The sequence below is a fragment of the Streptomyces sp. NPDC002838 genome, from assembly GCF_040295365.1.
GTDB lineage: Bacteria > Actinomycetota > Actinomycetes > Streptomycetales > Streptomycetaceae > Streptomyces.
This window is the reverse complement of the sequence record NZ_JBEOVF010000024.1, coordinates 1-13,619: the sequence shown is the minus strand read 5'-3', so window position 1 is coordinate 13,619 and position 13,619 is coordinate 1. Positions and strand designations below refer to the sequence as shown.

Genomic DNA, 13,619 nt, shown 5'->3' with positions numbered 1-13,619 from the left:
TTCGGGCGGATGCTCGATCGCGGAGACGCGTTCGCAACTGCCGCAGTAAATACCGGATTTACTGCGACGGAGCCCCTGCCGTGATCGTCGCGACCTGCGGCGGTCCGTTCCGGCCGCCAGGGGGAGGTGCACGCATTTACTGCGGCTTCATTGTGCTGACCACGTGCGAAGTCACATCAAGATCAACTCATTGCCCCTTTGGCGCGTATCTCGGCTGGACCCCTACCTACCGCAGCGAGCCCGGTGGCCTCGCTCGGGCGTCAACCGTCAGGCTTACGCCGCCGTGTGTTGCACGGATACGATGCACTCCGCGTGCAGGTCACTGCTGAGCGGAAGAGGGGGACTCTGCTCCATGGGAAAGTCAGCACGGGTGCTGGGCTGGGAGTTTGGTCGAACGGCTCGCGAAATGAATGAGCTCCTCAAGCTCCACGGGTACCTGGACGGAAACCCCGGCGCGTACGGGCTCACCGAGAAGGGGCAGCAGTACGCGGAGGAGAAGTACCACTCTCGTGGCACTGGCGGTTACGCACAGTACAACCCTAGCTGGGAAACACGCACCTGGAGCGACGAGGCGGCAGCGGCGCTTAAGGCTGACATGGAAGCCAACCCCGGAGGCTTCGACGCAGGAGACTCTCCCACTGAAGAAGAGGACACTTCCCCGTACGAACCTTCGTCGGACTGCAGCAGCAGTGGCGATGGCGATGTCTCTCAGCCCAGTTGGAAAGGGTTGGCAATCGGGGGAGCCGTAGTGGGTGCTCTTCTCATCGCTCCTCATGTCAAGCCCTTCTGGAACAACAAAGTGAAACCTGCTGCGAAGAAACTGCGGGCCGGGCTGGCGAAAAAGGAGTCGGTGGAGTCCGCCGACTCCTGACGCTACTGAGAGGCCGATGTTTTGCCGCTACACCCTCGATTGCGATGAGTTCGTTATCGAGGGCAAGGACTGAAGGCCACTTCTGCACGAACGTCATGTCGGCCTTGTCCGTCGACTGACGTCGGCCGCGTAGGCGGCCCAGTCCCCTCCGGATGCCTGCTGCCACTGAACGGCGACCTTGATGTGGACACCGAGCATTCGGGCGAGGATCGCGGCGGGGAGTTCGGTCGCGAGGGTGAACAGTGCGGTGGAGCGATCCTGTTTGGGTCGGATCCCGATCTTGTGGAGACGCCCCGCCCCGTTGCGGGCCAGATGACGCCCGCGGAACCGTCCCGGCCCCTCCTCCTCGCTGCCGTCCGGACGCAGGCCAGCCAGGCCGTTCACGAACGCGGCAGCGAAGTCGTCCTCCAGGTACTTGATGGTCACGTGGCGTGCGGCACCCGCCGCCTGGCGTGGTTCACCAGGATCGGACGGGCCGTCTCCGAATAGACGGCCACCGCCTGCCGGTAGGTGATCGGCACCGCCGTCGCGTACTTTTCGTCCACCGCCCACCGGTAGAACTTGCCCAGCACGCTCATGTGCTGGTTCCAGGTCACCGCCCCCAGATACTGCTTGGGGTCCCCGCTCGACCGGTCCACCGCGTATGCGCTCAACAGGGCTTTCAGCCGGTCCCGGGTGTCGAAGATCTCCACTCCAGCAGTTGGGCGGCCACGATCCAGTCCCGCAGGATCCGCGCATACGTCCCCCACGAGGACGGCGCAGGACACCCGTCCGACGGCCGCAGTAGCAACCACTCATTGGCTACCGCCGCAGCCCGCGGCCCATGCCTGTCCTCGAAGAGCAGGTCGTCGTCGATCAGCACCGCCATCCCCTCGGGGATCACGGGCTTCGCTGACAGACCCCAGGACTCCAGCCCTCACTGGCGTAGAACGCGATCTCCATACGCACCGACGGTACGGAGAGACACCGCTGCCCACATCGGGCAAACATGTTCGAACGAACGGTGGACGTCCCGGTGCCTTACCGCCGCCGTTCTCGCAGGCTGCCCGTGGCGTCACAACACCCGGCGCAGCAGTGGCAGTCGGCGTATCCCGGCCGCGAACAGGAACGCTGCCGAGACGCCGATGACGGACACCACGGCCCACGCGGTGGCTGCGGACAGCCCTCGCCCTGCGAGGTAGTACTGCAAGGTCACCACGAGCGGGAGGTGGATGATGTAGACGGCGTAGGCGGAGGGCGCCAGTTCCTTCGAGAGCCGCCCGCTTCCGGTGACGACCTCGCGGAACAGGACCAGCAGCCCGAACCACAGTGCTACGCACAGGGCACTTTCGTAGGCTGCCCACAATGCGGAGGGGCCGTCGAGCCCGCCGGGCCCGAAGCAAGAGGCATCTGCGCCGACGACCGCAAGCAGTCCCACCCCGTGACGTCGCGACCGGTCCGCGACTGCAGCCGGACACTGTCCTCGGTCCGCCACAGCACGGTCCGCTGACCATCGACCTTGATCTCGGACGCCCACGACGGGCCCGTCGGCAGCTGCGGCACGGGCCGCGCAAGGGCGACCTCTCCGGGCCACTCCATAGGAACAGCTTGCGGCGGCCGATCGGTGGCCGCCCGTCGGCCAGCGGCCAGTACGGCGGGCTCCTGGATTGTCGCCTCAATGGGAGAGGTATGTCCGCACCTCCACGATATTCTTCATGGGCCCTTCTGCTGACGCTGCCCGCTCTCGGCGACCGCCGACGGTGGCACTGGAGCGCCATCGACTCCGCCACGATGCACCCGCGCTGGCTGCTGCTGGCCGGGACCAGCTCGCTGATCGTGGTGCGGCTGCAGATGTCGTTCGTCTACTTCCAAGCGTGCGTGTCGAAGCTGCCGCATGCGGAGTGGGCGGACGGTACCGGCATGTGGTACTGGGGCAACAGTCTGGCCTTCCGGGCACCCGGATGGCTGCACCCGCTGATCAGCCCAGTGATCGCCAACCCCATCGGCGTCGCCGCGCTGACCTGGATCCCGCTGTTCATCGAGATCTCCCTGGCAGCTGCACTACTGGTACCGCAGCGGGTGCGCTATGTGTTGCTGGCGGCCGGCGTGAGCTTCCATCTGAGCATCGCCGTGATGATGGGCCTGTGGAGCTTCGCGCCGGCGATGGGGGCGGGCCTTATGCTGCTGTGCTTGCCGCTGGGCGGCCAGTTGCGCGTGCGCGAGCCGCGCGCTGGTCACGAATCCTCCGTCCAGCAGGAGCGCAGCAAGGCGATGGTCTTGGACTCCGAGAAGCCGGCCTCGCGAGCCGCGGTCACCAACTGAGAGGCTGCTTCGCGCAGTCGCGCCTGCGCCGGTACAGCGATCACCACAGCGCCCCGGCCGCGCCGGAGGTCGATCAGCCCTTCATCACGCAGCTGCTGATAGCCGCGCAGGACAGTGTGGATGTTGACTTCAAGTAGCCGCGCCACCTCCCGGGCGGCAGGCAGCCGCTCGCCCGGGTGCAGTGCGCCCTCGGCCAGCGCCCGTCGTACGGTGGCGGCGACTTGCTCCGCCAGCGGGACGGTGGAACTGGTGTCGATACGGATCAGCATCTCAGCGATCCCGTTGAGCGTCCCTGGCCAGCAGGTCGCCCAGCAGTCCGGCCGCCGTCGCGGCGTCATCCACGGCCACGACGAACTGCTTGCCGTCGTCCAGCTCCAGCCACACCGCCTCCCCGGACCGTAGCGCAAGTCCGCGCCTGCCCTTGGCGATCCGGTACCCCCAGCCCCCGAGGTCTGGCAACGGCCTAACCTCCGCGGCCCACGCCCGCTCGATCCGCTGAAGCGGGATATGGATCCGGGGCACGTGAAGCACCGACGGCCGGATGGTCAGCCCGCCGCCGTCAACACTCACCCGGGCGCCGGCTATCACCGCGAATAGCAGCCCCACCGGCCACAGCCAGAAACCAGGGCCCCAGCCGAGAACACCCGCAGCCAGGGCGACGACCGCGCTCAGCACCCCGGCGGCCACCAGCCACTGCGGACCGACACTGCGCACCCATACAGCCTTCTCGCCCCGCTGTAGACCCACGGAACCAGAGGCCGCAGACTGATCGGCGCCATCAGGGCGCCCCCCAGGCATCAACACCCGTACCCCACCAGCAGCGGCCACGGCCAGCCCTGCGGCAATGGCCAGGTGCCACAACGGCATACGCACCTCGTCAGCGGTAGCGGCGTCGGCGTTCACCAGTACCGCCACCGTGAACAGATAGCCCAGGGAGGCGGCCGCAGCCGCAGAAGTGGCATAGAGCGTCCGCAGGGCGAGCGACCCCCGCACCGCGCCCCGGGACAGCCCCACGCCGAGGCTGAGCAAGGTCAGCTCGGAGATCAGCAGCAGCTCTACCGGGGACGCGGAGCGGTTCACGTCTCCGCCTTCGTCGAAGTGCACGGCCATGGGATCGGGCAGATTCGGCCACGACACCGTGAACATCACAGCCACCACCAATGCGGCCACCAGACAGGGGAGCCCGGCGAACCACCGCAGCCGGTCCGGCTGCTGGACGCGGGAAGTCTGGTCGGGGCGATCTATTTCGCCTCCTCGGTGAAGTTATTCGGTTAGGACTAGAACAACTAAAATTTAGTGCGGTCGCCTCGATGCTGCCTACCGTGTTCCGGCCACATCCATGGAGAGGACGTGACTGTGCCGGATGCGACGGCAGCCGCTGGTTGGCCGGGCGTGACGGGAAGGCCCAGATGCGTACCATCAGCGAGGTGCAGCCGAGCATCACAAAGTGGTTCGACCGCGATGTGTGGACCGCTGCCGACATCGACAGAGGCTTCACCGTCACCGGTTGCTGATCTGCATCTCGAGGGACACGGCAGGTAAGCAGAAACAACCCCCGCCGAGGCTCCGTTTGTCCCAGGGGCCCCTGCCCAGCTCGCAGAACTCCCCCGTGTCGGCACTGCGTTGACAAGGGAGGTTGTCGGGCGTTGACTGGCAGCACGGCGTAGGGCCATGCCACTCCGGATCACTCGGGCGACGCATTCCACCTTCCCGCTTCGCCCGGACCCCGCGGAACTCAGGAACTTCCCGCGATCTGGAGGCCCGGCGATGTTATGGATTCTTCTCCTTCTGCTGATCCTGGTGGTGTTCGGGTTCGGCTTCACCATGCAGACCCTTTGGTGGGTCGCCGCCGTACTCCTGGTCGTCTGGATCGTCGGCTTCGCGATGCGCGGGCGCAGCAGTGGCGGGCGCGGCGGTGGCAGGCGTGGCGGTGGCGGTGGCGGCCGCCGGTACGGCCGCAGTCGCGGATAGCCCGAACGAGCAGAGGACAACCAAGAGCGTCGGACGGACGATCAGGCACAGGACCCAGGCATTCAAGGGCCGGGGCACCGAACGTATCGGCCGGACCACCCGCAACAGGCGACTGCAGCGCGAAGGCAGGACCGACCGGGTCTCCGGAAATCTGAAGCAGTCCGGTGACAAGGCCAAGAACGCTTTCCGGCGCTGACCACGAACGCCCCAGGTGGTGTCCCCGTTGCGCGGACGCCACCCGGCAGGCCAACGCGTGGTCAGCCAGCAGGAATTGAGGGAGACGGTAATGAAGCAGAGCACCCTACGAGCCGAGAGCCAGAGAAGGCAGCCATGCTCACCATCGTGATCATCGCCGTGATCGTCATCGCGGCGGTCGCCGTCCTCGTCGTCGGACGTGGCCGCATCCGGGACGGCGGCGGGCGCGGGCTGAAGCACCGCTTCGGACCCGAGTACGACCATGCCGTCGCCGACCACGACGGCGACACCAAGGCGGCCGAGCGGGAACTCGGCGAGCGCGTCAAGCAGCACGGCTCCCTCACGGAACAACCGCTGTCACCCGCGACCCGCGCGCAGTACACAGCTCAGTGGGCCGGCGTGCAAGAGCAGTTCGTCGACTCGCCGCACAAGGCAGTCACCGAGGCGGAGGCACTCCTTGCACACCTGGCGAAGGACCGGGGCTTCCCCGGTGAACAGTTCGAGGAGCAGTTCGCCGCCCTCTCCGTCCATCACGCCGCCCAGGTCCACGGCTACCGCAGCATGCACACGGCCGCCCGCGGCCAGAGCGGTACCGAGGAAATGCGGGAAGCCATGGTCGAGGCCCGAAGCCTCTTCGAGGCACTGGTCACCGAACAACGGGCCGACCCGGACCAGGACACTCCGCGGACCCCCGACGACCGCGGCCACGCGCCGTGGGCACTGAACCGACGCCACGCGAAGGGAAGCAGCACCTGATGTCACACAACGCCGAACACGCACCGCACCCCCAGACCGAAAGCCCGAATCCCGCGACCCCGCGCGCCCCGCAGACACCCCGCACCGAATCCGCTGACGCACCGCGTGAGCGCGACACCACCGCGGACCACCCCGATCGCCCGCCGGGCCCGGAACTGGTCCCGCAGGGCGAACGGGACAAGCTCACCCTGCGCCTCCAACAGGCCCTGAGCAACTTCGTCGACAGCCCGCACAAGGCGGTGGAGGAGGCCGACGCCGTCTTCGACGACATCGCCACCCAGTTCACCAACACCCTCACCGAACGGCGCCGCGTCCTGCGCGCAAGCTGGCAGGACCAGGACACCGATGCGCAGACCGAGGAACTACGGCTCGCGCTCAGGCAATACCGGGAGATCACCGAACGACTGCTGCACATGTCGGAGCCTGCCAGTCAGTAACGCTGTCCTCCCCGCGGAAACCACTGCCGCCGCAGTGACCGGTGCGTACACCACACCGGTCGGACTGCGGCGGCTTGCGTTCTGGAGGCGGGGCCGTCGCACGCTCAACTGCTCCTGCAGAACTCGTGCCTGGGCCGGCGCGTATCGGCCCGCCCTCCATCAACCCTCGCGTCAGCGCCGCCATGAGCGGGACAAGCCCGGCCATCACGCAGCGGCCGACGAGTTGTTGCCCGGCTCGGTCCTTGCCGTCCGCCATCACACCGATGGTCAGGGAGCCGATGGCTGCCGGGCTCCAGAACTATCAAGGGATATTGATGGAGAATCTCAGAGAAGAAGAGGAACGGGCGCCCAGCGCAAGGTGCTCGACCTGACTCTTGTGCAGGTGGTAGCGAGCGCACTCGCGACTGTGGTGGGCGCGGTGCTGGCGTCCCTTCCGGGGGTAACCGGGACGATCATCGGCGCCGCCGTGATCAGTACCAGCGCCACGACAGGCGCAGCGGTCTTCTCGCATGCCTTCCGACGGACGGGCGAGGGGATCCGCAGCCGAGTGCCGCCCATAGGAGTGCCGAGGACGCCGGGCCAGGAGCGGGCGGAGCACCGCGCGGACGCCCGGGCGGCGTTCGGTTTACCGGCGGACGCTACGGCTGTTGACGCGCTCCCCAACATCGCCCGGACCGACCAGCACATGGACCTGGCCCGACAGGAAACCGCATCGCTCGCCGCCGAGATCGCCGACGACACCGCCCCGTTTCCGATCCGCCAGCGCCTCCAGCAGCGGCAGACCACCCTTCTCGCAATCATCAGCCAGCACGAAGCCAACCGCGTCCATCCGACGAGCACCCCATGACAACCACAACAAGCCAACTCTCAGAGTCCCCTGTCCAGCTCGCCGCCGCCATCGGCTCCGTGCTGACCGACACCACCGCTTCCGCCCAGGAAGAGGCCGAGATCAGAGCCATCACCGACGCCATGATCAGGCTCCTGGCTGGCGCGCCGCTTCGGTCTGACGGCAAACCGACCATCAAATCCCTCGCTGCCGAGGCCGGGCTTCGCCGTAACAAGCTCACCCACAAGCACACCGGGCTCAGAGATCTGTTCTATGCCCTGGTCCGGGCGCAGGCCGGCCGTCCGGCCATCGCTGATCGTCTCCACCATGACAACGAGGCCCTGCGTGCCGCTCTGACCCGTGCGAAGGAAGTGCGTGACCAGCTCAAAGCGCAGGTCCAGCAGCTCGCCCGCGTCGTACAAGTGCTGGAAGTGGAGAACGAACAGCTCCGCCGAGGCGACATCGATCGCCGGACTGTCCGGGCGTTCCCCGGCCCGCGGAGCTGAGCCGGACATTCTCCCAAAGCGGGTGTCGCAGGTTCGAACCTGCCGGGGAGACGGAGAAACACCTGGTCAGATGCCCTTCCGTCCGGCGGGCGGGGAAGTCTTCTGCGCTTGCGGCACGCATATGGCGGGTTGTGCCGTCGGTGGGCCTACGACACCTTGCGCCGCCAGCTCTGCTCCACCTGGATCGCCCCCGGACGGTGCCTAGTTGCGCATGGGAAGGCGTGCGGGGGCGGTGTTGCTCACCTGCTGGAAGACGACCGAGGTGCGGAAGCCGGTGATTTCGCCGCGCTTGCTGAGCCGGTCGGTGAGGAAGGCGTGCAGGTGGTCCAGATCCTGAACGGCGACGTGAAGGAGGAAGTCGTCGCCCCCTGAGAGCACGAAGACGTGGAGGACTTCCGGCAGGCCGCTGGCGAAGACCTTGAAGGCGTCGATGACGGCGCGGCTGAGAGGGCGTACCTGAACCGACACGAGCGCCTGAACGCCGCGGTTGAGGGCCGCGGGATCGATGTCGGCGTGGTAGCCGCGGATGACTCCCCGGCGGTGGAGCGCCCGAACCCGCTCCAGGCAGGTCGAGGGGGCGATGCCGAGCTGCCGGGCGAGTTCGCGGTTGGACTGCCGTGCATCTGTCTGGAGAAGCCGGACGATCTCCGAATCAAGTTCATCCATGGTCGGCTACCTTACCCGATCTTCAGCCAAACGTTCGGCCAGGTGCCTCACCAGCGAGTCAGTCGTCCAGTATGACGTCATCGAATCGGACAACGAAGGGACTGGCGGACTCATGCTCGATCATGAGCAGGTTGCGATCCACACCGGTCGGCGCTCCCGGCTGCCGGTGATCGTGGCTGTTCACTCGACGGCGCTCGGCCCGGCGGCCGGCGGCCTCCGGCTCTGGCACTACCCCGACTGGCGGGACGGCCTCACCGACGCCCTTCGCCTGTCGGCGGCGATGACCTCGAAGTTCGCTGTGGCCGGGCTGCCCAGCGGCGGCGGGAAGGCCGTCGTAGCCCTGCCGGAGGGGAGGGAACTCGATGCCGGCCGGCGCCGCGACGTGCTGCATGACGTGGCGGACGTCATCGCGTCGCTGGGTGGTGTGTACGCGACCGGGCCGGATGTCGGGACCGGCCCCGACGACATGGCGTTGATCGGGGAAACCACCCCTCATGTGTTCTGCCGGCCGGCCCATCTGGGCGGCAGCGGCGACTCGTCCCCACACACCGCGCGGGGGACGCTTGCCGCGCTGCGGGCCGTCAACCGGCGGCTGTACGGCACCTCGAGCCTGAGCGGCCGTGCTCTCGCCGTGGTCGGTCTGGGCCGGGTCGGCGCCGACCTCGCCCGCCTTCTCGCGGCCGAAGGAGCCGCCCTGACGGTGACCGACATCGACCCGGACAAACAAAAGATCAGTGACGAGCTCGGCGCACTCTGGCGGTCGCCCGACGAGATCCTCGCCGCGGACGTGGACATCGTGGTCCCCGCTGCTCTCGGCTCCACCCTGACCAGGCGGACCGCGGAGGATCTCCGCTGCCGTGCCGTGGTCGGACCGGCGAACAACCAGCTCGCCACGCCGGATGTCGCAGACGTGCTGCACCAGCGCGGCATCATCTGGGTGCCGGACTATGTCGCAAGCGCGGGAGGAGTCATCAACGCCATCAGCACCGAACTTCACCGCGTCAGTGCCGACGAGGCCCGCGCACGAGTCCGCGCCATCGAAGACACCGTCGACGACCTGCTGGACACCGCGCAACGCCACGGCCAGACCCCGGCGCAGGCGGCGAGTGAGCTGGCCCGGCGCCGCCTGCGCGCCACCTCCGGCCCCACCAGCGCACCCCCGACGTCGTTGCGGTTCCGGGCGGCGGGGCCCGACGACGCCGAGAACATGGCACTGCTGCACTCCGACAGCTGGCGTCGGCACTACCGCGGCGCGTACTCCGACGCGTTCCTGGATGGCGATGTGGTGGCCGACCGGCGGGCCGTCTGGTCCGCGCGCCTCTCCGCCCCGAGCGGCAGTGTGACAGTCGTGGCCGAGGACGACACCGGGCTGGCGGGGTTCGTCCACGTCGTCTGCGACGAGGACGGCCGCTGGGGCAGCCTCGTCGACAACCTGCACGTCGCCCAGCACCGTCGGCGCACGGGCCTCGGCACCGCGCTGCTCTCCCGCGCCGCGGGAGCCGTTGCCGAGCGCGCGAGGGGCAAGGCCGTGTACCTGTGGGTGCTCGAACAGAACACGGCGGCCCAGGAGTTCTACCGGGCCCTGGGCGGCACCTGCGTCGAGAAGGCGGCGGTTTCGCCCCCCGGCGGCGTAGCGTCCCGGCTCGCCGGCTCGCCGGCCAAGCTCCGCTTCACCTGGCCCGACGCCTCGCGGCTCGCGCAGACCGGCGGACGGCAAGGCGTACAGACAACCCTGAGGAGCATGCCATGACCCCCGACGCGGGTACCACCGTCGACCACTACGACCGGCTGCTCGCCGAGCATTACACCTGGATGCTGGGCGGAGACGTCCACGAGGTGGCCGACCGGCAGGCCGCACTGCTCGCGGAACTCGGCCTGGCGGGGACCGAAGACGGCGGGACGGCCATCGACCTGGGCTGCGGCTCCGGTGCACAGACGCTGGCGCTGGTCCGCCTCGGCTTCTCCCCTGTGATCGCCGTGGACACCAGCCGCCGGCTGCTCGACGAGCTCGTCTCGTACGTCCGGGGCGCCGAGGCGGTACGGCCGGTGCACGGCGACATCCGCACCGTGCTGCCCGAGGCGGCCGAGCCGGGCACGGTCGCGGCCATCGTCTGCATGGGTGACACGCTTCCGCACCTCCCGCACAAGGCGGACGTCCCCGTGCTGCTCGGCCACATCAGCCGTGCCCTCGTCCCGGGCGGCCATCTCGTCGTCACTTGCCGCGATCTCACAGCGGAGCTGCGCGGCACGGACCGTTTCATCCCGGTCCGCAGCAGCGACGACCAGCTGCTCACCTGCTTCCTCGAATACCGCGACGAGGACACGGTGATCGTCCACGACCTGCTCCACACCCGGACGAACGGCTCCTGGCAGCAACAGGCAAGCAGCTACCCCAAGCTGCGGATCGCGTCCGCCTGGCTGGTCGAACAGTGCCGGGCGGCGGGACTGGACGTCCGCCACGACGCCGCAGACTCCAGGGGGATGCGGATCCTCCACGCCGTGAAGCCCTGACGGGCATTCATGGCTCTCGGGCGACACCGGCGATGACCGTGGAGTGACGGCCTTGCGGACGGCCGCAGTCTTGGCACAGTGCCTTCCCGGTCGGCGAACAGCAGGTGCCCGCGCCGGCCAGAGGCGATGGGTGGTGGCTTCACCATGCGGTACGCGACCCGTGGCAGTCACGGCCGCGCGCACAGCGCGCACAGCGCGAACGGAAAGGCGGACATGAGCGATCCCACCAGAAGAGCCGAACTGTTCGGCGGCGCCGACAGTGATCGCCGGTTCACCGGCCCGACGACCGGCGACGAACGGCGGATGCTCATCGATGTCCTGAGCGCCCAGCGCGCCACGCTGCGGTTGAAGTGCTCCGGCCTGGGCCCGGAGTTGTCCCTGCGGTCCGTGGAGCCGTCCACGCTCTCGCTGCTCGGCCTGGTCCGACACCTCGCCGATGTGGAACGCCGCTGGTTCCGGCGGGTCCTGGCCGGGCAGGAGGCACCCGCCCTCTTCTCCTCGACTGCCAACCCCGACGGGGACTTCGACGGCGCCACGGACGACCCCGGGGTCGTCGCTGCGGCGTGGGAGGCGTGGCGGACCGAGGTGGCCTTCGCCGAACGATTCGTCACCGAGGCCCCCGACCTGGACGTTGAGGGCGACGACTCCTGGCGCGGAACGGTATCGCTGCGCTGGGTACTCATCCACATGATCGAGGAGTACGCCCGTCACAACGGCCACGCCGACCTGCTCCGCGAGCGCATCGACGGAGCGGTCGGCGTGTGAGGTGGGGCCGGGATCCACTTCGACCTGGCCATTGATGCCGAGCGCCGTTCCGTTCAGCCCTCGGCGTGGCCGGTGATCACGCGGGTAGTGACGCCCACGCCCGGACCAGCGGCGTCCAGCGCCTGGCGCAGCCGCTCAACGGCGAGTTGCTCATTAGTAGGTGTTCTTGAACTCGTAGCGCTGGCTCACTCCACTTGCCAAGATCAACCCATGAGTAAGTACTCGGTGACCTTGGACAAGATCTCGTTTGATGACTGGCAAGCCATTCACTCATGGGCCTGTCTCCCAGAGGCTTGTCGTTTCCAGCCTTGGGGACCAAACACTGAGGACCAGACACGCGATTTCGTGAAGGCCGCAGTCGAGGCTTGGTCGAGCACACCCCAGCAGAGGTTCGCCCATGTAGCGCGCTTCGGGGACGAGGTTGTCGGTGTGGGCGAGCTGCATGTCCGCAGTCACACGCAGCGCCAGGGCGAGATCTCCTACATTGTGCATCCTCGGGTATGGGGGCAAGGCATCGGCACAGGAATCGGGCGCCAGCTTCTCTCACGCGGCTTCGGCCAGTTGGGGCTTCATCGCATCTTCGCCACCTGTGACCCGCGGAATCTCAGCTCCGCCCGAGTGCTGGCCAAGCTCGGCATGACGTACGAGGGGCACCTTCGACACACGGCATGGATACGGGACGGCTGGCGGGACTCCCTGACGTTCAGCATCCTCGAAGAGGAATGGCGTGCTGAAGACGTCGGAGTGATGCCGACGTAGAGACGGTCGGTTCACGAAGTGGAGTGCTGGCGGAGGTTCCGAAACGTCCGCCGGACTCGTGCTGGGGTGAGCCGGCCTGGTGCGGCCGGCTGCTCCCAGGGGTGCCGCAGGTCCCGGGTGAGCGGGCGGGCGAGTCGCAGCTGGGTGTAGGCGGCGACGATCAGCCAGGTCCACCGGTCCGCCGCGTCCGGTTCCCGCAGCCGGGGCCGGGTCCAGCCCAGGGTCTGCTTGAACAACCGGATCGTGTGCTCCAGGTCGAACCGTCGCAGGAACGCCTGCCAGGCCCGGTCGACGACCGCCGCTGCCGACGGGGACGCGCGAGTGATTCAAGCGCCGACACAGGACGGGGATCGTCGGCCCCACCGAGGAGCTCCGCCCGTGCGGGCAGGCGCGCACGTAGATCGGCAAGGTGCTCATCGAGCGGATCCGCGCGTCCTTCCTTGCCAAGTTCGCCGTTCATGGACCAGTTGACCGGCCGGCGCCGCCGGGCGCCCTGGGATGCCCAGTGCCACCCGCGTTCGGGATCGGCGTGGTCGGTGAACCAGGCCAGCGTGAGCAGCTCGACTTCCTGCTCCTCCGTGCGGTTCGGCAGCTCCTCCAATGCGCGGAGCCGCTCTCGGCCTTGGGCACGCCCCCTGCGTCGAGCAGCTCGGCAAGATCGTCGACATGCCGGGCGAAGGAATGAGGGCTCCGCCACGGGGATTGGCCCGTACCACGCTGGTCGTACCGGTACACAGGCGCGAGTCCGCGATCATGGGGGGGGGGCGACAACGCCCAGATAGTCCGGCAGCCCCGGACCGCCATGGAGCAGGATCACGGCCGACTGCCGAGTCGTGTCCCCCAGCGCCATCCAGCGCAACTGCGCCTCGTCGGTCATCGACACGAGACCCTGCGTCTCCATCAAAGTCACCGCGAAGAACCTACCGGTGTCACTGAGGCTCCGCCAAAGGTTAAAGAACGCTTAGATTCAACCGGTCAAGGCAACACTCTCGGCTGGTGTGCGAAATCCCAGGCACTTGCGCGGACGGTTGTTGAGTTTCGTCGCGATGGCATCA

The 13,619-nt window shown here is 68.0% G+C and carries 18 protein-coding genes and 1 pseudogene; 11 read left to right on the top strand and 8 right to left on the bottom strand.

The genetic code is table 11. The annotated features are described in order from the left end of the window. Positions 1-406 precede the first annotated feature (406 nt). Entirely contained in the window at positions 407-871 is a 465-nt protein-coding gene (locus tag ABT063_RS27725; protein ID WP_351061786.1) for a hypothetical protein, read from the top strand. A 93-nt stretch (positions 872-964) separates the two neighbouring features. On the opposite strand, the gene ABT063_RS27720 is transcribed toward ABT063_RS27725, so the two are convergent. From ABT063_RS27720 to ABT063_RS27710, 3 genes are all read right to left on the bottom strand, one after another. After that, a complete protein-coding gene (locus tag ABT063_RS27720; protein WP_351061783.1) occupies positions 965-1,297 on the bottom strand; it encodes a hypothetical protein in 333 nt (110 codons plus the stop codon). After that, on the bottom strand, positions 1,294-1,563 hold the full coding sequence (locus tag ABT063_RS27715; protein ID WP_351061780.1) for a hypothetical protein: 270 nt from the start codon (positions 1,561-1,563) through the stop codon (positions 1,294-1,296). Before ABT063_RS27715 ends, ABT063_RS27720 begins: the two co-directional genes overlap by 4 nt. Before the next feature lie 362 nt (positions 1,564-1,925). After that, positions 1,926-2,288, bottom strand: coding sequence for an acyltransferase family protein (locus tag ABT063_RS27710; protein WP_351061777.1), 363 nt, complete (start codon positions 2,286-2,288; stop codon positions 1,926-1,928). Between the two features lie 251 nt (positions 2,289-2,539). On the opposite strand from ABT063_RS27710, the gene ABT063_RS27705 reads away from it, so the two are divergent. Next, positions 2,540-3,172 (top strand): HTTM domain-containing protein, encoded by a 633-nt coding sequence (locus ABT063_RS27705; protein WP_351061774.1) that lies wholly within the window; start codon positions 2,540-2,542, stop codon positions 3,170-3,172. Here the strand turns inward: ABT063_RS27705 and ABT063_RS27700 are convergent. Together ABT063_RS27700 and ABT063_RS27695 are read right to left on the bottom strand one after the other, a co-directional pair. Continuing rightward, positions 3,085-3,441 (bottom strand): GntR family transcriptional regulator, encoded by a 357-nt coding sequence (locus ABT063_RS27700; protein ID WP_351061771.1) that lies wholly within the window; start codon positions 3,439-3,441, stop codon positions 3,085-3,087. The genes ABT063_RS27705 and ABT063_RS27700 overlap by 88 nt on opposite strands. A gap of 1 nt (position 3,442) precedes the next feature. Next, the gene (locus tag ABT063_RS27695) at positions 3,443-4,342 is read right to left on the bottom strand and encodes a DUF1648 domain-containing protein (RefSeq protein WP_351061768.1); all 900 of its coding nucleotides are present in this window, start codon (positions 4,340-4,342) and stop codon (positions 3,443-3,445) included. Between the two features lie 597 nt (positions 4,343-4,939). On the opposite strand from ABT063_RS27695, the gene ABT063_RS27690 reads away from it, so the two are divergent. From ABT063_RS27690 to ABT063_RS27670, 5 genes are all read left to right on the top strand, one after another. After that, the gene (locus tag ABT063_RS27690; RefSeq protein WP_502990899.1) at positions 4,940-5,143 is read left to right on the top strand and encodes a hydrophobic protein; all 204 of its coding nucleotides are present in this window, start codon (positions 4,940-4,942) and stop codon (positions 5,141-5,143) included. A gap of 330 nt (positions 5,144-5,473) precedes the next feature. Beyond that, positions 5,474-6,094: a hypothetical protein gene (locus ABT063_RS27685; RefSeq protein WP_351061765.1), complete on the top strand. Its 621-nt coding sequence runs from the start codon at positions 5,474-5,476 to the stop codon at positions 6,092-6,094. After that, positions 6,094-6,531 carry a hypothetical protein gene (locus ABT063_RS27680; RefSeq protein WP_351061762.1) on the top strand — a complete coding sequence of 146 codons (438 nt, stop codon included), beginning with the start codon at positions 6,094-6,096 and terminating at the stop codon, positions 6,529-6,531. The genes ABT063_RS27685 and ABT063_RS27680 overlap by 1 nt, the downstream gene beginning before the upstream one ends. 358 nt (positions 6,532-6,889) lie before the next feature. After that, positions 6,890-7,378, top strand: coding sequence for a hypothetical protein (locus tag ABT063_RS27675; RefSeq protein WP_351061759.1), 489 nt, complete (start codon positions 6,890-6,892; stop codon positions 7,376-7,378). Between the two features lie 59 nt (positions 7,379-7,437). Continuing rightward, positions 7,438-7,863 carry a hypothetical protein gene (locus tag ABT063_RS27670; RefSeq protein ID WP_351061757.1) on the top strand — a complete coding sequence of 142 codons (426 nt, stop codon included), beginning with the start codon at positions 7,438-7,440 and terminating at the stop codon, positions 7,861-7,863. Between the two features lie 201 nt (positions 7,864-8,064). Here ABT063_RS27670 and ABT063_RS27665 read toward each other — a convergent pair whose 3' ends face one another. Then, positions 8,065-8,529 (bottom strand): Lrp/AsnC family transcriptional regulator, encoded by a 465-nt coding sequence (locus tag ABT063_RS27665; protein ID WP_351061754.1) that lies wholly within the window; start codon positions 8,527-8,529, stop codon positions 8,065-8,067. 112 nt (positions 8,530-8,641) lie between these two features. Here ABT063_RS27665 and ABT063_RS27660 point away from each other — a divergent pair, with 112 nt between their 5' ends. The 4 genes from ABT063_RS27660 (at position 8,642) to ABT063_RS27645 (ending at position 12,564) form a co-directional block, all read left to right on the top strand. Further along, the gene (locus ABT063_RS27660) at positions 8,642-10,279 is read left to right on the top strand and encodes a GNAT family N-acetyltransferase (protein ID WP_351061751.1); all 1,638 of its coding nucleotides are present in this window, start codon (positions 8,642-8,644) and stop codon (positions 10,277-10,279) included. Further along, positions 10,276-11,040: a class I SAM-dependent methyltransferase gene (locus ABT063_RS27655; RefSeq protein WP_351061748.1), complete on the top strand. Its 765-nt coding sequence runs from the start codon at positions 10,276-10,278 to the stop codon at positions 11,038-11,040. Before ABT063_RS27660 ends, ABT063_RS27655 begins: the two co-directional genes overlap by 4 nt. 213 nt (positions 11,041-11,253) lie before the next feature. Then, the gene (locus tag ABT063_RS27650; protein WP_351061745.1) at positions 11,254-11,805 is read left to right on the top strand and encodes a DinB family protein; all 552 of its coding nucleotides are present in this window, start codon (positions 11,254-11,256) and stop codon (positions 11,803-11,805) included. Positions 11,806-12,015: 210 nt separating this feature from the next. After that, on the top strand, positions 12,016-12,564 hold the full coding sequence (locus tag ABT063_RS27645; RefSeq protein WP_351061743.1) for a GNAT family N-acetyltransferase: 549 nt from the start codon (positions 12,016-12,018) through the stop codon (positions 12,562-12,564). 29 nt (positions 12,565-12,593) lie between these two features. Here the strand turns inward: ABT063_RS27645 and ABT063_RS27640 are convergent. Both ABT063_RS27640 and ABT063_RS27635 read right to left on the bottom strand, forming a co-directional pair. Then, positions 12,594-12,863 (bottom strand): annotated as a pseudogene (locus ABT063_RS27640) (NF041680 family putative transposase); the annotation flags it as partial. Positions 12,864-13,315: 452 nt separating this feature from the next. Continuing rightward, on the bottom strand, positions 13,316-13,474 hold the full coding sequence (locus tag ABT063_RS27635) for a hypothetical protein (protein WP_351061740.1): 159 nt from the start codon (positions 13,472-13,474) through the stop codon (positions 13,316-13,318). Positions 13,475-13,619: the final 145 nt, after the last annotated feature.